This window comes from Pseudomonas sp. R2-7-07 (assembly GCF_003852355.1).
In the GTDB taxonomy this organism is placed as follows: Bacteria; Pseudomonadota; Gammaproteobacteria; order Pseudomonadales; family Pseudomonadaceae; genus Aquipseudomonas.
This window is the reverse complement of record NZ_CP027759.1, coordinates 3,301,267-3,318,955: the sequence shown is the minus strand read 5'-3', so window position 1 is coordinate 3,318,955 and position 17,689 is coordinate 3,301,267. Positions and strand designations below refer to the sequence as shown.

17 protein-coding genes are annotated in these 17,689 nt (G+C 59.3%); 7 read left to right on the top strand and 10 right to left on the bottom strand.

The features are described 5' to 3' along the window. Nucleotides 1-11 precede the first annotated feature (11 nt). Nucleotides 12-620 carry an AAA family ATPase gene (locus C4J86_RS15115; protein WP_124370999.1) on the bottom strand — a complete coding sequence of 203 codons (609 nt, stop codon included), beginning with the start codon at nucleotides 618-620 and terminating at the stop codon, nucleotides 12-14. A 66-nt stretch (nucleotides 621-686) separates the two neighbouring features. Between C4J86_RS15115 and dapF the strand changes: the two genes are divergently transcribed. Beyond that, nucleotides 687-1,502 carry a diaminopimelate epimerase gene (dapF, locus tag C4J86_RS15110; protein ID WP_124370998.1) on the top strand — a complete coding sequence of 272 codons (816 nt, stop codon included), beginning with the start codon at nucleotides 687-689 and terminating at the stop codon, nucleotides 1,500-1,502. On the opposite strand, the gene C4J86_RS15105 is transcribed toward dapF, so the two are convergent. Further along, a complete protein-coding gene (locus C4J86_RS15105) occupies nucleotides 1,462-2,622 on the bottom strand; it encodes a PAS domain-containing sensor histidine kinase (RefSeq protein ID WP_124372438.1) in 1,161 nt (386 codons plus the stop codon). The two genes, dapF and C4J86_RS15105, sit on opposite strands and share 41 nt — an antisense overlap. Continuing rightward, the gene (locus C4J86_RS15100) at nucleotides 2,612-3,427 is read right to left on the bottom strand and encodes an alpha/beta fold hydrolase (protein ID WP_124370997.1); all 816 of its coding nucleotides are present in this window, start codon (nucleotides 3,425-3,427) and stop codon (nucleotides 2,612-2,614) included. The genes C4J86_RS15105 and C4J86_RS15100 overlap by 11 nt, the downstream gene beginning before the upstream one ends. A 131-nt stretch (nucleotides 3,428-3,558) precedes the next feature. On the opposite strand from C4J86_RS15100, the gene C4J86_RS15095 reads away from it, so the two are divergent. The 3 genes from C4J86_RS15095 (at nucleotide 3,559) to C4J86_RS15085 (ending at nucleotide 7,596) form a co-directional block, all read left to right on the top strand. Continuing rightward, on the top strand, nucleotides 3,559-4,764 hold the full coding sequence (locus tag C4J86_RS15095) for a YgcG family protein (protein ID WP_124370996.1): 1,206 nt from the start codon (nucleotides 3,559-3,561) through the stop codon (nucleotides 4,762-4,764). A 145-nt stretch (nucleotides 4,765-4,909) separates the two neighbouring features. Beyond that, entirely contained in the window at nucleotides 4,910-6,196 is a 1,287-nt protein-coding gene (locus tag C4J86_RS15090) for a hypothetical protein (RefSeq protein WP_124370995.1), read from the top strand. A gap of 593 nt (nucleotides 6,197-6,789) precedes the next feature. Next, complete coding sequence (locus C4J86_RS15085; protein WP_124370994.1) at nucleotides 6,790-7,596, top strand: DUF4393 domain-containing protein; 807 nt, start codon at nucleotides 6,790-6,792, stop codon at nucleotides 7,594-7,596. A gap of 241 nt (nucleotides 7,597-7,837) precedes the next feature. Here the strand turns inward: C4J86_RS15085 and C4J86_RS15080 are convergent, their stop codons facing one another. After that, nucleotides 7,838-9,253 (bottom strand): cytosine permease, encoded by a 1,416-nt coding sequence (locus C4J86_RS15080; RefSeq protein WP_124370993.1) that lies wholly within the window; start codon nucleotides 9,251-9,253, stop codon nucleotides 7,838-7,840. A gap of 250 nt (nucleotides 9,254-9,503) precedes the next feature. On the opposite strand from C4J86_RS15080, the gene C4J86_RS15075 reads away from it, so the two are divergent. Beyond that, a complete protein-coding gene (locus tag C4J86_RS15075; RefSeq protein WP_124363197.1) occupies nucleotides 9,504-10,415 on the top strand; it encodes a LysR substrate-binding domain-containing protein in 912 nt (303 codons plus the stop codon). Between the two features lie 214 nt (nucleotides 10,416-10,629). On the opposite strand, the gene argE is transcribed toward C4J86_RS15075, so the two are convergent. The 5 genes from argE to C4J86_RS15050 form a co-directional block, all read right to left on the bottom strand. Beyond that, nucleotides 10,630-11,775: an acetylornithine deacetylase gene (argE, locus tag C4J86_RS15070; protein ID WP_124370992.1), complete on the bottom strand. Its 1,146-nt coding sequence runs from the start codon at nucleotides 11,773-11,775 to the stop codon at nucleotides 10,630-10,632. Further along, the gene (locus C4J86_RS15065; protein ID WP_124363195.1) at nucleotides 11,772-12,449 is read right to left on the bottom strand and encodes a DUF1028 domain-containing protein; all 678 of its coding nucleotides are present in this window, start codon (nucleotides 12,447-12,449) and stop codon (nucleotides 11,772-11,774) included. Before C4J86_RS15065 ends, argE begins: the two co-directional genes overlap by 4 nt. Before the next feature lie 11 nt (nucleotides 12,450-12,460). Then, complete coding sequence (locus C4J86_RS15060; protein WP_124370991.1) at nucleotides 12,461-12,871, bottom strand: RidA family protein; 411 nt, start codon at nucleotides 12,869-12,871, stop codon at nucleotides 12,461-12,463. Nucleotides 12,872-12,893: 22 nt separating this feature from the next. Continuing rightward, complete coding sequence (locus tag C4J86_RS15055; protein WP_124370990.1) at nucleotides 12,894-14,183, bottom strand: NAD(P)/FAD-dependent oxidoreductase; 1,290 nt, start codon at nucleotides 14,181-14,183, stop codon at nucleotides 12,894-12,896. Between the two features lie 121 nt (nucleotides 14,184-14,304). Then, nucleotides 14,305-14,907, bottom strand: coding sequence for a response regulator transcription factor (locus C4J86_RS15050; protein WP_124370989.1), 603 nt, complete (start codon nucleotides 14,905-14,907; stop codon nucleotides 14,305-14,307). A gap of 84 nt (nucleotides 14,908-14,991) precedes the next feature. On the opposite strand from C4J86_RS15050, the gene C4J86_RS15045 reads away from it, so the two are divergent. Beyond that, nucleotides 14,992-16,605, top strand: coding sequence for a hybrid sensor histidine kinase/response regulator (locus tag C4J86_RS15045; RefSeq protein ID WP_124370988.1), 1,614 nt, complete (start codon nucleotides 14,992-14,994; stop codon nucleotides 16,603-16,605). Here C4J86_RS15045 and C4J86_RS15040 read toward each other — a convergent pair. Continuing rightward, entirely contained in the window at nucleotides 16,595-16,930 is a 336-nt protein-coding gene (locus C4J86_RS15040) for a hypothetical protein (protein WP_124367328.1), read from the bottom strand. The two genes, C4J86_RS15045 and C4J86_RS15040, sit on opposite strands and share 11 nt — an antisense overlap. 174 nt (nucleotides 16,931-17,104) lie before the next feature. Here C4J86_RS15040 and C4J86_RS15035 point away from each other — a divergent pair, with 174 nt between their 5' ends. Next, nucleotides 17,105-17,617, top strand: coding sequence for a GNAT family N-acetyltransferase (locus tag C4J86_RS15035; RefSeq protein WP_124370987.1), 513 nt, complete (start codon nucleotides 17,105-17,107; stop codon nucleotides 17,615-17,617). The last annotated feature ends 72 nt before the right edge of the window (nucleotides 17,618-17,689 follow it).

Sequence of the window (17,689 nt, the reverse complement as noted above, 5' to 3'; positions counted from 1 at the left end):
CCAACCCTCTGTCAGGGCTCGTTCCCATGCTCCCGCGTGGGAATGCCTGCTGGGAAGCTCCCCGTCCCCTTGCGCAGGTGACGCAGAGCGTCACGGGCTGCATGCCCACGCGGAGCGTGGGGACGATCAAGCAGTGCGTGGGCCGACGCGATGGCCTGTGCGGGTGTGAGCCGCGCCGTATCGAGCAGGAACGGCGGCTCATCCCAGGCTTCGTATTCATGTGCCAGCACCGACTGCCAAGTCGGCGGCAGCAACCCTGGAATATCGCTTTCACGGCTCTCGACCCTGCGCCGATGCTCCTGCTGATCAGAACAAATCACCTGAATATCGACCAGCTCAACGCCCGCCGCCCGCGCCACGCCTCGCCAGGCCTCGCGGCTCTCCCCCACCGGGTTCACACAGTCAGCGATCACTCGTTGCCCCAGGCGCACATTACTCAGTGCCAACGCATTCGCCACGCCATACCCGCTGGTACCCACATCGCCCGCCAGCGCGCCAGCCTCCCGCAACGATTGCTCGATCACGTCGATGCGCAGGTAAACCGCGCCCATCTGTCGTGCCAGCTCCCGGGCAATCGTGGTCTTGCCGGTGCCGGGCAGGCCGCTGAATACGATAAGCATGGTTGATCTCCTCGCTGCTACGGGGGTGTTAGAGTGGGGCTGTTTCGTTCGACTACAGGACCGTTCATGACCTTGCCCTTCGTCAAGATGCACGCCCACGGCGACGACTTCATCATCATCGACCGCCGTGGCCAGGATAACCCTATCACGGCGCAGATCGCCCGGCGCCTGGGCGACCGGCACACCGGCATCGGTTTCAATCAACTCGCGGTCATGCTCGACTGTGACGACGCCGCTGCCCGCATTCAGTTCTGGAACTGCGACGGCACGCCGCTGCAAACCTGTGGCAGCGCCACAAGGGGCGTGGCCGACCGTTTGATGCATGAGGCCGGCACCAATGCCGTGGTGCTGCGGACCGACCGTGGATTGCTCACCTGCGTACGCGTGGACGGGCAGCGGGTGTCGGTGGACATGGGCGAACCATCGTTGGCGTGGGAGGCGGTGCCGCTGGCGCGGGCGATGGACACCCGCGTGCTGCCTATCGACGGCGAGCCGGCCGCCTGCGGCATGGGCAATCCGCACTGTACGTTCTTCGTGGAAGACATCGCTGCAGTGGATGTCGAAGCGGTGGGCCCGGCCCTGGAATATCACCCGCTGTTCCCGGCCAGGACCAATGTGCATTTCGTGCAGGTGCTCGAGCGTAACCGTATCCGCCTGCGGATCTGGGAGCGTGGCGGCGGCGTACCGCTGGGTTCCGGGTCATGTTGCTGCGCGGCGGTGGTCAATGGCGTTCGACGCGGGCTGCTGGATGACAAAGTGGAGGTCGAATGCGATGGCGGAACCCTGACGGTGCAATGGGACGGGCAGGGTGGGGTGGTGTTGACGGGCAGCGTCGAGCCGATCATGCAGGGTGCGGCGTACCTGCCTGGAACGTCACGCTGAACGTGGTGCCGCGCGTCGCGCAGGAGTTCACCGCCACATCGCCGCCATGCACCCTGGCCAGTTCGCGCACGATGTACAGGCCCAAACCCACGCTGCGCACATCGCTGCCCTGGTGGGTGCCTCGGGTCATGGGTTCGAACAGCCCGGCCAGCAACGCTTGGGGAATCGCCGCGCCGTAGTTGTGCACCGCAACCTCACCGCCCCTGGCGCCCAGGCGCGAGGTGACGGTGATCGGCTGGTGCAGGTCACCATAGGCCACGCTGTTGGCGACGAGGTTGCCGACCATCTGCTGCACACGGTCGGCATCCAGGCACGCGTCGCCATGGCCCTCGGCCCGATGCACCAGCGTGGCCCTGGGGAAGGCTACGCGCAGTTCGTCCACGGCGTGATGAATCACCCGGTGCAAATCCAGTGGCCGGGCCCTGATAGTGATGCCCTGGCCGACCCGGGCCTGGGTGAAGTCCAGCAGGTCGGCGATCATGCGCTGGGCGCGTTCGGACGATTGGGCGATATGCCCGAGCAACTGGTGCTCCTTGGGTGTGCGCTCGCCGCGGCGAAGAAAGTCCGACGCCATGCGGATCGCGGCGAGGGGGTTTTTCAAGTCGTGGCTGACAATCGCCACCATCTGCTCGGCGAACAACGCACGTTGCTGGGCAATGGCATAGGCTTGGCTCAATTCGGCCTGGGCCTGGTGCAGTGCCTGTTCGGCGGCGGTTTTTTCCTGAAGCAGCGCTTCGGCCAGCTTGCGTGCGTTGAGCAGCTCGCGCTCGTACTTGTCGCGGTCGGTGGTGCCGAACAGCGCCAGGTCATACACCACGTCCTCGGCCTGCTGGCGTTGGCTGGCATTGAGCAGCACGGTGACCTTGTGCCCGTCACGATGGCGAATGTCGAGCTTCACCTCGTTGACGCTGCCATGCATGCGCAGCATCGGCGCCAGGTGGGTCTGGTAGAAAATCCGCCCCCCCATGGTCAGCAGGTCTTGAAAACGTTGGCCGAGCAGCTGGGCCGCGCTGAGCCCGAGCCACTCACCCAAGCGCTGGTTGGCGTGCAGAATCGTGCCGTCTTGCTGGGTCACCGCCAGGGCGCAGGCGGCGTTGTCGAACAGCGACTCAGCCGGCACTGACGCTGGCCCACGGCGCCAGGAACTCATCCATCGCCGCCGCGCATGCCTGGGGCGCACTCATGTGCGGGCAATGGCCGATGTTGTCTACCAGGTGATAGGTGCTGTTGGGCAGCACAGCGTGCAGGTATTCGCCGACGGCCACGGGGGCGATCAAGTCGTCGCTCGACTGCAGGATCAATACCGGCGTGGTCAGGCCGATCACATCGTCGCGGTTGTCCGAGAGAAAGGTCACCCGGGCAAATTGCTTGGCGATGTCGGGTTCGGTGCGGCAGAAACTCTCGGTCAGTGCGGTGCTCAGCTCGGGTTGCCCAGGGGCACCCATGATCACTGGGGCCATGCTGCTGGACCAGCCGAGGTAGTTGCTGTCGAGGGTGTCGAGCAGGTCTTCGATGTCGTCGCGCTTGAAACCGCCGACATAGTCCTCGGCGTCGATATAGCGCGGCGATGGGCCAATCATCACGTGCGCCGCGACCCGCCCCGGCGCAAGGCGGTCGGCGAGGGTGCCGATCATGGCGCTGACCGAGTGCCCCACCAGGATCACCGGGCCTTCGGCGTAGGCGTCGATCAACTCGTCGAGGTCGCGGGCGTAACCTTCCAGGGTGCCGTACTTGGCTTTGTCGAAGGCGCCAAGGTCCGACAGGCCGGCGCCGACCAAGTCGTACAGCACCACGCGAAAGCGTTCGAGAAAATGCGGTGCCAGGTAGTTCCACATCGCCTGGTTGCAGCCGAAGCCGTGGGAAAACACCAGGGTTGCAGCGCCATGGCCCATCACGTTGACGTTGTTGCGGTGACGTAGGTCCATGGCGTTCTCGTAGAGGGTTTGTTGCTATGCAGCGTGGCGGCAGTTTAGAGAGTCGCAGGGCCTGGGTCACGCGTTTGCGCGTAGATAAGGTAAAGTCGGCGCCTTCAGGAAGAAACTTCAGGTAACAGTAGATGATGGTGATTCTGCGGCAATCCGTCTTGAGCGTGCTGGTCCTGATGTTTGCCAGTTTGTTGATGACCGCCCAGGCCGACACATCGCCCATTGGCGTTGCGCTCGATCAACGGGTCATAGACCTGACCAATACCCTCGACGCAAGCAGCGTGCAGCGCCTCAAGCAGCAACTGGCCGACCTTGAGCAGCGCAAGGGCGCACAAGTTGCCGTATTGCTGGTGCCCAGCACCGGCGACACCGGCATCGAAGACTACGCCAACCAACTGTTCCGCGCCTGGAAGCTGGGGCGCAAGGACGTCGATGACGGCATCCTGCTGGTGGTGGCCAAGGAGGACCGTACGGTGCGCATTGAAGTGGGCTATGGCCTGGAAGGTACGGTCACCGACCTGCTGGCCCATCGCATCATCGAAGAGCGCATCACCCCGGCATTTCGCCAGGGCGACTTTGCCGGCGGCGTTCAACAGGGTGTGGACGCCCTGACCGTGCTGGTGGACGGCGGCGACCTGCCCAAAGTGGCCGGGCCTGGGATCAATCCACAAATCATCGCGGTACTGGCGGCGTTTGTGCTGGGCGGCCTCATTGGGGTGCTGCTCGCCGCCGGCAAGGTGCATTGGCGCAAGGCCTTGATCATCGCCGTGGCGGCCACGTTATTGCTGGCGCTGCTGGGCGGTGGTCGGGAATGGCCGATGTTTCTGTTCGTAATGCCGCTGACCCTGTTGATTGGCGGCGCCACCTTCGGCGCGTTGTGGCAGCTACGGCCGCTGTTTTACGGCGTGGTCGGGCTGCTGGTCTACAGCGCCGCGTTGGGGGTGGCGGATCGGTATGTGAACGTCAGTTTTATCCATTGGCTGGCGTGGCCGCTCGCTGTGTTGGTGGTGCTGGGGTTGTATCTGCTGCTGTTGATGATCATGAGGCACACCTGGAGGACCAGCCGCACAGGCTTTGTCGTGCGGCTGCTGGCGGCGGTCGCCGTCTATGGGGTGGCCGGGTGGATGCTGGATGACGGTCGCGACGGTTGGCTGCTGGCGTTTCCTATTGCTTCGTTCGTGGCGCTGATTATTTTCGGCAAGCTCGGCGAGGGCTCGGGATCGGGGTCTGGCGGTGGGTCGGGTTCGAGTTCCAGCAGTTCCAGTTCCAATTCCAGTAGCAGCTCGTCCGGTGGCGGTGGTTCCAGTGGCGGCGGTGGGGCGTCGGGGAGTTGGTGAAATGATCGGTGCAATGGCTGGGGCCGTTTGCCGACTGCGCAATGCGTTCTAGCGCGGCGTATTGAGCTTCATCTAGCGACAGAAATTTTCTGGGAACTGATAATACCTTAGTGGCGTTTATTCAGGTGGTTTAAGGGTTTGTCTCATGAGTGAGTTGCCAGGGTTACAGGAAGTTGCGTATCTATTGTCTAAGGCGCAAAGCGCTTCAGAGGTGGATCAAATTTGGATGTTGGCTGGCTTGAAAGAAAACATGACAGTTATCATCGCGCTGGAAGAATATAAACGAGCAAATATTCCTACTGCTGTAAAAAAGTACGCAAAAGGCAAAGATTCGGTGCTGGTTCCGTATTTTTCTGGTGGTGAAGTCTATTTTTTAAATAGCGCCATCCTGTTATCGTACTTTGAACGGGGGCGGGCGGATTTTAAAATCGATTATAGCTTGATGTTCGATACTAATATGGCATCTTACGTCGACGCGCTGATGCGGGGGCGCCCATTAAAAAGTATGCATAACAGGGTGATTTCTTTTGTCGATGATATTTTGAGTGACGACTTGAATTTTGATTATTTTTACTATATGGCGGAGAATGTAAAAGAGGTGAAAAATATTCACCAATGCCCGACGGCGTCGCCGTTGGCCTTTTGGAGAACGCTGAGTAAAGCGTTCCGGCGTAACTTGGTAAGTCTGCAACTTTTTAGAAGTATTGATTGTGCTGAATATCGGCGCAGCTCTAATCCCAAACCGAGATTCACTCACTGGGAAGCTGCACGCAGAGCTATTACCTTTAGTCATAGCTACTACGCCTCCAAAGAGGGGCGCGAGCGGGCGTTGAGTTTCGTATTGATGCAGCGTGTTATTTTGCTGCAAGTGATTGGAATAGTAAAAATCCAGCTTTCATCTAACAAGTCGGCAAAATATAAAATATCTGAGTTTTTTGATTACGTTAATGATGTGGTTGGTGTTTACTTGGATCGCGAGGCGATTGTCGCACACAAGTATTTCGTTGAGCCGCGTTTGATCAAGATGTTGGAAAAAATAAAGAGAGGTCCGAAAATACCTAGACGGCTCCTAAAAAAGTTGGACAATATTGCATGGGATATGGCCGCGCCACGGTATATGGAGACGCTGATAATGTCTCAAGGTGAGGGTGATTTTTTTATCCCCATGTTTATCAGTTTTGACGGCGGATTGAAGCAACTTATGAACGCTTACCAAGTAAAGGGCGTGGTGTTTGATAATCGCCGTGGAGGTCTTATTCCTTTACCGCTGATCAATACAGAGGAATATTTCGAGGCGCACGGATGTGCTGACGCACTTTTAAAAATCGGTGAACAAAAAAAAGCACGATCTGACAAGCTACCACCGAACAGGCACGACCTTCATCAATTGATCAAGCGCGAATATGCGGCGCTCAGAAAACTCTTGTTATAAGGCGCATTGACGGGGGCTGTGGTGCCCTGCTGTCTCGGGCGACGATATGGGGCGGTCATTACGAACTCTCGTGGTCGGAGTCTTTTCACCATCTCACGCCAAGTTATCCCGCCGTAATCCGATGACTAGGTCTCACGCTAATGTAGCCCGTGCGGATATAGAAGGCATATCCTGCTATTTGCGCAATAAACCCAGATTGGACGTCAGTACTTATTCACGTATCTATAATGCGATGACGTTCAGTTTGTTCATGTGACTTAAGAGCGCTTTCATACAGAGTCTGAATTTTGCGTTGCATGGGAAGGTGTTATTGTGCCATTCTCTCAGGAGAAAAATATGTCTAAGTTCCAAGGTTTGTGTATCTGGAGCGAAGGCCGGTTGATATCAATTAGATAGTTGGTGATCCACGGCTTAGATGTGGCAGGGTTTTGCTGGGTAATGGTACTTATAGTCTAGGTAGTAAATTGAATGTGAGCTACAATAGAAAGTAAATAGTTTTGTCATTGTAAGAATAACGCTTTAGTGCTGATTAATTTTTATATTAATCGGGTTGTGTAGGATTTTCTATTTTTGATTTTTTGCTTGGAGGGCGTATGTCTGACTCAAATAATACAAAAGACGTTATAGATGCTGTTGCCGGATTGACGAAAGAGATTCCCATATATCAAGATTTTCTTCAGCCAGCGGTTCAAGAGTTGGGAAAAGGCTTGCACACGTTGTCTAAAACGGTAAGCTTAGCTTTGTTGCCTGTCAGCGCCTTGGTTTGGGGTGTAGACGAAATTAAAGATTTTGTAGTCACTAAAGTTACTCAAAAGCTCAGAAATGTTCCAGAAGAGGACGTAATTGCTCCAAGACCAAATGTTGGTGGCCCAATTTTGGAGGCTCTTAGATATACAGGGCATGAAGATGAGTTGAGCGATATGTACGCCAACTTACTCGCGTCTGCGATGGACGTATCTACCGCTAATCATTCACATCCGTCATTTGTTGAATCAATAAAACAAATGACATCTGATGAGGCGAAGATTATGAAGCTTTTTCTCAAGCGGGATGCGTTTCCTACGCTCACAATTCGTGCAGAATTTAAAGAAAGTAATTCAGGGTACGATCATACCCTGTTAGTAAGTGATTTGGGTTCGTTAGCGATTTGTGAGAGCCCAGCTATGACCCCCTATTTTCTTGATAACCTACGTCGATTGGGCTTGGTCGAGCTATTGCGGGAGCACGGACTGCACGACGCGGCTGGTTATGAAGTTCTTGAAGAGAGTAACGGCGTTGTGCAGGCCATTTCCGAAATTTCCTACGAGGAAGAGATGAAAGCGAGGATTATACGTGGCGCAGTAAAAGTCTCTCCTCTTGGACGGTTATTTTTGCAAGTTTGTGTAGTCTCGAAAGAGTGATTCTTAGTTTGGTAAAAAGTAAGTATGTTTACGTTAACGATAACGCGTGCTTTCTGAATGAACGCGGCGCCTATGAGTCTTTCGCGAGCAAGCTCGCTCCTACAAAAGATCTGCGCGGTTTTGACCGAATCGACACGACCAATCGTTAGGCTTGAACCTTGCGAAACCCCATCGCCGACCAAAGCCAGCGACGGGATGAACTAGAAGGTGACCTTCGTACAGGCGCAACCGAGCGTTTGTATCAGACCCCCGCCGCCAACTTGCCCCCCTCCATCCGGCGCTTATACGCACTGTCCCGGCTCGCCAACCAGAAGTACAACGGCGATGTCACCACCAACCCCACCACCCAGGACAGATCCGCCCCGTTGATGTGTTCGGAAATCGGCCCAACGTACAGCGGCGTATTCATGAACGGAATCTGCACCGCGATCCCCACCGCATACGCCAGCAGCGCTTGTGGGTTGTACTTGCCATAGATCCCGCCATCCACGCGAAAGATCGAGGCGATGTCATATTGGCCTTTGTGGATCGCGTAGAAGTCGATCAGGTTGATCGCTGTCCAGGGCACCAGGACCACCAGCAGCACCAGCACCATGTCGACGAAGTGGCCGATGAAGTCCTTTGAGGCGAATACCGCCGCAATCGCGCAGGCGGCCAGTACCACCACCGAGATCACCGCGCGGCTTTTCGCCGTAGGGATCCAGCGGTAGGCAAAGGTCTGCACCAGGGTGATGATCGACAGCACCGCGCCGTACAGGTTGAGGGCGTTATGGCTGATCACGCTGAGCAGGAACAGCACCAGCATCAGCGGGCCAATGGCGCCGGTGGCGAGTTTGACGGCGTCCATGGTGTCCATGCCCTCGGGGGTGGCGAGCACGGCGACGGCACCGAAGATGAAGGCCAGGCTCGACCCCAGTACGGAGCCCAGATAGGTGGTCCAGAAGGTGGACGCGACGGGCACATCGGCCGGCAGGTAGCGGGAATAATCCGAAACATACGGCGCAAAGGCGATCTGCCACAGCGCAGCCAGGGAAACGGTGGCCAGCCAACCGGAAATGTTGAAGCTGCCGCGGGTCAGGAAATCCGTGGTCTGCACATGGGTGAAAATGTAGCCGAAGCCCAGCACGATGCCGGCGCCAAGTACCCAGGTGCCGATGCGGTTGAGCACATGGATGAAGCGATAGCCGATGATGCCGATGATGCCCGAACCGATGGCGCCGATCACGATGCCGACGGGTACCGGTACTGCATCGACCACGCCATGCAAGGATTTGCCGGCCAGCACGATGTTGGAGGCGAAGAAGCCGATATACATCACGCCGGCAATCACCACCACCAGCAACGCGCCGAGGGAGCCGAACTGGGCACGGCTCTGGATCATTTGCGGAATGCCCATTTGCGGGCCCTGGGCCGAGTGCAGTGCCATCAACACACCGCCGACCAGATGGCCGACCAGAATGGCAACGATGCCCCATACCAGGTTGAGGTGGAACAACTGCACCCCCAATGCGCCGGTGACGATCGGCAGCGGCGCGATGTTGCCGCCGAACCACAGGGTGAACAGGTCTCTTACCTTTCCATGGCGATCTTCCGGGGGCACGTATCCAATCGTGTGTTTTTCGATAAGCGGGGCGGAGGATGTTGCAGTGGTAACCATGACGAGCTCCAAGGCAAGGTGAGTACGTGGACGTACTTCGCTGTGCGCAGCAACGGCGGCGCTTTGTTGTTGGAGTGATCATCTGCAATGGGCACGGGGAGGTAAATTAGTAAGTTTGTTGCTATAGACCTTAAAAAAAGTATCTCGCGGCGGTTTTTGCTCCGGTATGTTGCATGGGCTTGAATCGATGAAATAAGCCGGTTTTTCTTGCACGTTTTTGGGGCGAAAACCCCCGTTTTCGGAGGCCCCGATGGCTGCCTACAACCTGCGCCAACTCAGATATTTCGTCACCACCGCCGAATGCGGCAGCGTCGCCGAGGCGTCGCGCAAGCTGTATATCGCCCAGCCGTCGGTGTCCACCGCCATCAAGCAGCTGGAAGACAGTTTTGGTGTGCAGTTGTTTATCCGCCATCACGCCCAGGGTGTGTCGCTGACCCCCAGCGGCGCGCGGTTTTATCGCAAGGCGCTGGAGCTGCTGCGGGTGGCCCATGAGTTCGAACAGAACGCCTTGGCCGACAATGATGTGGTGGCCGGGCAGATCGATATCGGCTGCTTTGAAACCGTGGCGCCGTTGTACCTGCCGCGCCTGATCGCCGGGTTCAAGACACGCTGGCCGGGGGTGGAAATCCGCCTGCGTGACGGCGAGCAGCAGGAGCTGGTGCAGGCGCTGACGGCGGGCACCATCGATGTGGCGATGCTGTTCGAGCACGACCTGGGCGGCGCCATCGAAACCACGCCGTTGATGCCGCCGCAGCAGCCATACGCGTTGTTGCCGGCCGATCACCGCTTTGCACGGCAGGCCAAGGTGTCGTTGGTCGACCTGGTGCTGGAGCCGATGATTCTGCTGGATGTGCTGCCGAGCCGGACTTACTTCGTGAGCATCTTTGATGAGCGGGGGTTGACGCCGAATATCGTGTTCAGCTCGCCGTCGATCGAGATGGTACGGGGCATGGTGGGGCGCGGGTTCGGGTTTTCGATCCTGGTGACCAAGCCGTTCAGCGAGTACACCTATGATGGGCAGAAGGTGGTGTGTATCCCGCTGGCGGAAACCGTCACAGGCTCGGGGTTGTCGGCGGTGTGGCTCAAGCGCGCACCGCTGACCAAGCCGGTGCAGTTGTTCGTCGATTACTGTCGCGAAGAACTCGCCCGATTGCTCGGATAAACACAGAGCCCAATGTGGGAGGGGGCTTGCCCTAATGCCAGTCAGTTAAGCGTACACCGCCCTCTGTAGGAGCGAGCTTGCTCGCGAAAAATGTCAACGATAACGCGTGCTTCCTGAATAAACGCGGTGCCTGTGAGTTTTTCGCGAGCAAGCTCGCTCCTACAAAAAGCCTTAACTTAGGGCTTGCCCCTCCCACATTTGATTTGTGGTGTATTCACATGCGTAGCGAGTCCAGCATCCGCTTCAGCATTGCGTCGCAGCCGCTGAGCTGCTCCACGCGCACAAACTCATCCGGCTTGTGCCCCTGGTCCATACTGCCAGGCCCGCACACCACGGTGGGAATGCCCACCGCATCAAACAGCCCACCCTCAGTGCCAAACGCCACGGTGCCAAACGCACTGGAACCGCAAAACGCCGCAATCAATTGCGCGGCCTGGCTGTGCTCATCGGTGACCAGACCCGGGTAAGCCGACAGCTCGGTGAACCGAATCGAACTCTGCTTGCTCACGGCCTGCATGCGCGGCAGTACTTGCTGCATGGCGTAGGTGTGCAGTTCGTGCGCCACTTCAGCGGGATCCGTCGAGGGCAGGGCGCGTACTTCGAAATCAAACCGGCAGTCGGCGGGCACGATATTCAGGGCCTTGCCGCCGCTGATCACGCCGGTTTGCACGGTGCTGAACGGCGGATCGAAGCGAGGGTCCTGGTGTGCACGCAAGCGTTGGCCAATGCGCCCCAGTTCGCCGATCAACTCGGCGGCATGCTCGATCGCATTCACTCCGGACGGTGCATACGCCGAGTGGCACGCCTCGCCCTGTACATCGCAGCGCATCGCCAGCTTGCCCTTATGGCCGAGCACCGGTTTGAGCTCGGTCGGCTCGCCAATAATGCACAGCATCGGCTTCACCGGACGTTGCGCCAACACGTCGAGCAGCGAGCGTACCCCGAGGCAGCCGACTTCTTCGTCATACGACAGGGCGATGTGTACCGGCAGGCGCAGCCGCGCCTTGACCAACTCCGGCACCAGCGCCAGCACGCAGGCGATGTAGCCTTTCATGTCGGCGGTGCCACGCCCGTATAGCTTGCCGTCATGCTCGGTCAGTTGAAACGGCGGCAGCGTCCAGGGCTGCCCATCCACCGGCACCACATCGGTATGCCCCGACAACACAATGCCGGGTAATTCCACCGGGCCGATGCTGGCAAACAGGTTAGCCTTGCTGCGCGACGCGTTGTAGATCAGCTCGCTGGCCACGCCGAACCCCTCCAGGTAGTCGCGCACGAACTCGATCAACTGCAGGTTGGACTCGCGGCTGGTGGTATCGAACCCCACCAGCGTCTGCAACAACTCGCGGCTGCGGCTCATCGCTCGTCTCCGGCCACGCCATAGCCTGGGGAGCGATCCGGGGCGAGGGCGCGGTCGATGTAGTCCTGCACTTGCGGACGGTAGGCGTCCCACAGTGTTTGCAATTGACTGATGGGGGCTTCATCGGCCCAGTCCACGCGCAGGTTGATGATCGGCCAGGTCAGCTCACCCACCACCACCAGCGCGGCGGAATGCACCGGGCCGGCTTCGCCACCGGCGCCGATGGCGGCATGCATTGCCGCGAGCAAGCGGTCCGCCAACTGGCCTTCGCCGTGTTCGAAGGCGCTGACCATTGCCTCGATCACCCCTCGGTCGGCGAGCATATTCCCCGCCGCCACACATTGCTCGCCCGACACGGCATTGTGGGTGCCGAGGGTTTCGCTGCCGCTGAAATGCACGCTGCGGCCCAAGTGATCGATTGCGGTTAATTGGCGGTATTGGCTGTAGCCGTTGCGCGTCAGGGCTGTGTCGACGGCATCCGCCGGCGTGAGGCCTTGCTCCAGGCAGTCGAGCACTTCCGGGCCAAGGGCCGGCAGCGTGATGTTCTGGGTGGCGACCGCACCTACACCCGGCCGCAGCCATGGGCAACGCGCGCCCACGGCGATGCTCGAGGAGCTGATGGCGATGCCCAGCTGGCCGGTCTCCGCGCAGCGACCCACGATTGAAAAGGTCATGGCTAGTCTCCTTACTCTGGAATAACCGCGATCACATCGATTTCCATCAGCCACTGCGGCTGGCCCAGCGCTGAAACCACCAGCCCGGTGGAGATCGGGAACACGCCCTTGAGCCACTTGCCGATTTCCTGATACACCGGTTCGCGGTAGCGCGGGTCGATCAGGTAGGTGGTGGTCTTGACGATATGCGACAGATCGGAGCCCGCTTCCTCAAGCAGTTGCTTGACGTTGCGCATGGCTTGTTCGGCCTGGGCACGCGGGTTGCCCAGGCCGATCAGGTTGCCGTCGAAATCGGTGCCCACCTGGCCGCGCACATACACGGTATTACCGGCACGTACGGCTTGGCACAGGTCGTTGTCCAGGCTTTGGTTGGGGTAGGTTTCCTGGGTGTTGAACATGCGGATGCGAGTATGAGTAGGCATCAAAAAAACTCCGGCAAAGGGATCAGGCGCTGACAGGGGAGGGGCGAGCCAGCGGGGCGGCTTCGCGGTACTCAAGGTATTGACGCTGGATGGCGATATGGTCGGCGACGTACTTGGCGTCGTGCCACACGCCCCAGATAAATGACGAGCCACGGCGCGACTGCCACGGCAACCCCAGGAAATAAATCCCGGCTTCGCTGGCTACGCCGCGCTGGTGCCGGGGCTTGCCGGCTGCGTCGAATGCGTCGACCTTGAGCCAGCTGTAGTCCACGGCAAACCCGGTGGCCCAGATGATCGAAGTGATGCCGGATTGGGCAAGGTCTAGTTCCAGGATCGGATGCTTGATGCAGTCGGCATCCGGGAATACGCGGCGGGCGTCGGGCTCAAGCGGCAGGTCGAGGCCGTTGCGCTCGATGTAGGCATCGGCCGCATCCAGCAGGGCCAGGTAGTTCTCATCGCCACGGGCCAGATTCTCTACCAGGTTCGGTTGGAACGTGGCGACGCTGCCATTAAACCCTTGGGTCAGGCCGACCAGGGTCATGCCTTGCTGGGCCAGTTCCCGAAAGTCGATGGTCTTGCCGCCGTGGGCGCCGCTCACCGCGATGGTCACGTGCTCGCGGCCGGGTTTCATCGCGGCCTGGTCCCACTCGCCCAGCACCCCCAGCCACCAGCAGAAATCCCGGTTGCGATAAGCGCGAGGCGGACGGTCATGGGCGCCGACCGACAGGTACACCTGACGACCGGAACGTTGCAGTTCATCGGCAATTTGTACGCCGGAAGAGCCCGCACCCACCACCAGCACGGCGCCCGCCGGCAGTTGCGCCGGGTTGCGATAATCGGCGGAATGCAGCTGATGCAGCGCGGTATCTGTCGGCGCAATCGCCGGAATCACCGGCTTCTGAAACGGCCCGGTGGCGGCCACCACACGGTTGGCTTCGATCACGCCTTGGCTGGTGTGTACGGTAAAGCCTGGACGGCCTTCATTGCGCACCACCGACGTCACCTCCACGCCCGTACGAATCGGCGCATTGAACTTGCGCGCATAGGCTTCAAAGTAATCCGCCACGCGCTCCTTCGGCGCAAAGCCATCGGGGGCCACATCATCGAATTCCAGGCCGGGAAAACGGTCGTGCCAGGCCGGCCCGTTGGCCACCAGCGAATCCCAACGGCCGGTGCGCCAGCGCTCGGCGATACGACTGCGCTCCAGCACCAGGTGCGGCACGCCGTGCTTGCTCAAATGCTCGCTCATGGCCACGCCGGCCTGGCCGGCGCCGACCACCAGGGTGTCGGTTTTTGTTATTGCTTGAGTCATGTGTCTGTCCTTGCGTCATGCAGTTGGATTCAACGTGGGCATGGCTTCAAGGCTAGGGGGAGGGTGGTTTTTAATAAAATATTATTAAGCTTGGGAGTGAGCATAAATATCGGATGCAGCGTCAGAGTTCGCCGTAATATTTCACCGCCGCCGCAGCCCGCGACGGTACCTTCAAACTGCGCAGCAACGACGACACATGAATGCGCACGGTAAACGGCGAGATCGCCAGGGCCTTGGCGATTTCCTTGTTGGTCTTGCCCTCGGCGATCAGGCGCAGCACTTCTCGCTGGCGGGCGGTAAGCGTATGAATGTCGAGGGGCAACAGGCCCGAGGGGGCGAACTTGACCAAAACTTCACCTTCACGGATCGCCAACAGCGCCTGGCCGATCTCGTTGGGGGCGATGTTCTTGCCGATAAAACCGTCGACGCCCAGGTTCATCACCTGTTCGATCAGCGCCGGGTCATCCACCATCGACACGACCACCAGCGTAGTGCGCCGCAGTTGTCGGCGCAGGTCGGCAAGCTGGCTCATGCAAGTCAGCCCGGGGAAGCGCAGGTCGAGGATCAGCGTGTCGATGTCGTTGGGGTCAAGCAGCAATCCATGCACGTCATCCAGGGTGCCGGCTTCCTGTACCACGGCCTCGGGCAGCAGGCGCTGTACGGTACGCGCCATGCCTTCGCGAAACATCGGATGGTCGTCGGCGATGATGATCCGGCCGGTCATGATGGGCTCCTTCCTGGGGCATGGCTGTGCTGAGGCATGTTACTTTACCACCGCGCCCGCAAAGGGCATGTCAAGGATATGACTATGAGTCTTGAGACCAACTCCGAACTCGACCAGGCCAACCTGCGCATCATGGTGGCCGCGATCGCCATTGTGTATATCGGCGTGCTGGGTTTTTTGCCCGGGCATTCGCTGGACACCTATCTGCCGGTGATTCTGTACATTTTCGTGTTCCTGCTCGCGTCCATCGCTCTGCGCCAGGTGATTGCGCGCTGGCCGGGGCATTACCCGGCGCGGCGGATTTTCGGCATGCTGCATGATTACACTGGTACCTCATTCGGCCTGGTAGTGGGTGGTGAAGCGGCGTTGCCGCTGTATGCGGTGATGGTGTGGGTCAACTTGGGCAATGGCATGCGTTACGGCTCGCGTTACCTGGCGATTGCCACCGGGCTGGCGTTGCTGGCGCTGCTGGTGGTGTACCGGCTTACGCCGTGGTGGCAGGCGCAGCCGTTCATGGTGCTGATGCTGATGATCACCAGCACGGTGATCCCGGTCTACGCGCACATACTGCTGGAGCGCACGCGCAAGGCCTCCGAAGAAGCCATCGCCGCCAACCTGGAAAAATCCCGCTTCCTGGCCCAGGCCAGTCATGACCTGCGTCAGCCGATCCACTCCATCGGCCTGTTCACCGCCTGCCTGCGCGAAGCCCGGCTGGGCGATGAAGAGCGGCGATTGGTGGACAATATCGACCGTTCGTTGCTCAACGTGTCGCAACTGTTCCGCTCGATTCTTGACCTCTACACCCTCGATAACGGTCGGCTGCTGCCCAAGTACCAGGTGATCAATCTGGGGGAGTTCCTTGCTGACCTGGTGCGCCAGAACGCCGAAGCGGCGCGCTGGGCCGGGGTGCACTTGCAGCTGCGCCCGTGCGCGCACTGGGTGCAGGTGGATCCGGCGTTGTTGGCGACCATGGTGCAAAACGTGCTGTCCAATTGCTTCAAATACGGTGCGCAACGGCCGGTGTTGATCGGCGTGCGCAGGCGTGGCGGTGGCTTGGCGGTGGAGATTCATGACCGTGGGCGGGGAATTGCCGAGGAGCATCTGTCAAAGGTCTTCGAAGAATTTTATCGGGTGCGCCACGTGCGCGACAAAGACGTCGAAGGCGTGGGCCTGGGGCTGTCGATCGTCAAGCGCCTGGGACGATTGATGGACCTGCAGGTAAGTCTGCGCTCGCGGGTGGGACATGGCACTTCGGTCAGCCTGTACGGCCTGACGCCAGCCTCCGCGCCACGTCAGCCGGCACCGCGCGATGAGGCACGCCAGGCCGGGCTGTTGACGGGTTTGAAAGTCTGTCTGGTGGAAGATGACCACAACGTACTGCTCGCTACCCAGGCCTTGCTGGAGCGCTGGGGCTGCCAGGTGCAGGCAGAGTCATCAGGGCATGACCTGGTCAGCGACTGCGACATCATCGTCGCCGACTACGACCTGGGCAATCATGCTACTGGCATCGAATGCATCGACCACCTGCGCCGGCAACGCGGTTGGGCGGTGCCGGCGCTGATCCTCACCGGGCACGACGTGGAGAAAATCCAGGCCGCGTTGCACGATCGTCAGATCGCGATCCTGTCCAAACCGGTGCGACCTGCGCAATTGCGTGGCACCCTGCGTGAGCTCAGTCGGGAACAAATTACTGCATAAATGGGGTCAGCGCGTTGCCACGTGCCCCTTTGGGTTGGCAGAAAGCGGCAGGCTTTATCAGGCCAAAGCTGCCGACTGCATGCAGTGCGCCACCCACGCCGGTTGAGAGCACGCAGTTATAGTCACCGGACGCGGTGCTCGCGATGTAATAGGTTGTCATGGAGTCGCTGCGCACATTGGCAATACGCTTCACGGGTTCACCCAAGTTGGTCTCCGACAGCGTCTTGAGATGGTCTTCGGTGGGTTTGATATTGCTGCAACCGGCGACACCGATGATCAGTGCGCCAAGCAGGGCGAGACGAGTAACGGGGGAATGGAGTTTCATAGTGCTTCTTCCTTGGGTTGTTATGGTTTTTCCAATGCGCAACGGCGCTTCACGCGCTGAATGCGTGATGTCGGTTGGGCGTTGGAAGTCCGAGGAATATAGCGCTGGGGGAGGAGCGGGTCGATTAGCACAAATGGGCTAATGGCAGTTTGAATTCTGGAGAAGGGGAGCGCTGTGCTGGAGATAAAACGAGCCACACCAGACGACGCTGACAGGGCGTTTGAGATTCGTCGCGAGGCCATTCGCAGTCAGTGCATTGGTGCCTACAGCGCTGAGCAAATGGCACTCTGGACCCGAGGTCGCGCAAGCGACGGTTACAGCACATTGATGGAAAAATTGTTCTACATGGGTTGGGTGAACGGTGAAGCCGTCGTCACGGGCATGCTTGACCTGGCCAACAATGAACTCGGGGCGTTGTTCGTAAGGTCCGCATTCACCGGGCGCGGTTATGGCAAGGCAATGCTTGACCACCTGGAAGACGTTGCGCGGCAGCGGGCGGTTGCAGAGGTGGTGCTTGACTCGACGTTGAACGCGGTGAGCTTTTATAGAGCGTGCGGGTATGTGGGGCATGAGCAGGCGGTGTATCGCTCGCCAGCGGGACTGGTGTTGGCGTGTGTGCCGATGGTGAAAAAGCTTGCGGCTGACTCCGGCGTAGCGGGCAGCGAAAGCGAGTGCTTTGTTACGTAATTGCCTCCCCGCCGGTCAGCCACAGAGCCTTGAAACCAGTGCCGGTGTTATAGTCCCGGCGCTTTTTACTGT

Coding starts and splice junctions, on each gene's coding strand:
- C4J86_RS15055 (WP_124370990.1), bottom strand. CDS start 14,183: ATGACTCAAGCAATAACAAAAACCGACACCCTGGTGGTCGGCGCCGGC.
- C4J86_RS15080 (WP_124370993.1), bottom strand. CDS start 9,253: ATGGTTACCACTGCAACATCCTCCGCCCCGCTTATCGAAAAACACACG.
- C4J86_RS15115 (WP_124370999.1), bottom strand. CDS start 620: ATGCTTATCGTATTCAGCGGCCTGCCCGGCACCGGCAAGACCACGATT.
- C4J86_RS15095 (WP_124370996.1), top strand. CDS start 3,559: ATGATGGTGATTCTGCGGCAATCCGTCTTGAGCGTGCTGGTCCTGATG.
- C4J86_RS15075 (WP_124363197.1), top strand. CDS start 9,504: ATGGCTGCCTACAACCTGCGCCAACTCAGATATTTCGTCACCACCGCC.
- C4J86_RS15045 (WP_124370988.1), top strand. CDS start 14,992: ATGAGTCTTGAGACCAACTCCGAACTCGACCAGGCCAACCTGCGCATC.
- C4J86_RS15085 (WP_124370994.1), top strand. CDS start 6,790: ATGTCTGACTCAAATAATACAAAAGACGTTATAGATGCTGTTGCCGGA.
- C4J86_RS15040 (WP_124367328.1), bottom strand. CDS start 16,930: ATGAAACTCCATTCCCCCGTTACTCGTCTCGCCCTGCTTGGCGCACTG.
- C4J86_RS15065 (WP_124363195.1), bottom strand. CDS start 12,449: ATGACCTTTTCAATCGTGGGTCGCTGCGCGGAGACCGGCCAGCTGGGC.
- dapF (WP_124370998.1), top strand. CDS start 687: ATGACCTTGCCCTTCGTCAAGATGCACGCCCACGGCGACGACTTCATC.
- C4J86_RS15050 (WP_124370989.1), bottom strand. CDS start 14,907: ATGACCGGCCGGATCATCATCGCCGACGACCATCCGATGTTTCGCGAA.
- C4J86_RS15090 (WP_124370995.1), top strand. CDS start 4,910: ATGAGTGAGTTGCCAGGGTTACAGGAAGTTGCGTATCTATTGTCTAAG.
- argE (WP_124370992.1), bottom strand. CDS start 11,775: ATGAGCCGCAGCCGCGAGTTGTTGCAGACGCTGGTGGGGTTCGATACC.
- C4J86_RS15060 (WP_124370991.1), bottom strand. CDS start 12,871: ATGCCTACTCATACTCGCATCCGCATGTTCAACACCCAGGAAACCTAC.
- C4J86_RS15100 (WP_124370997.1), bottom strand. CDS start 3,427: ATGGACCTACGTCACCGCAACAACGTCAACGTGATGGGCCATGGCGCT.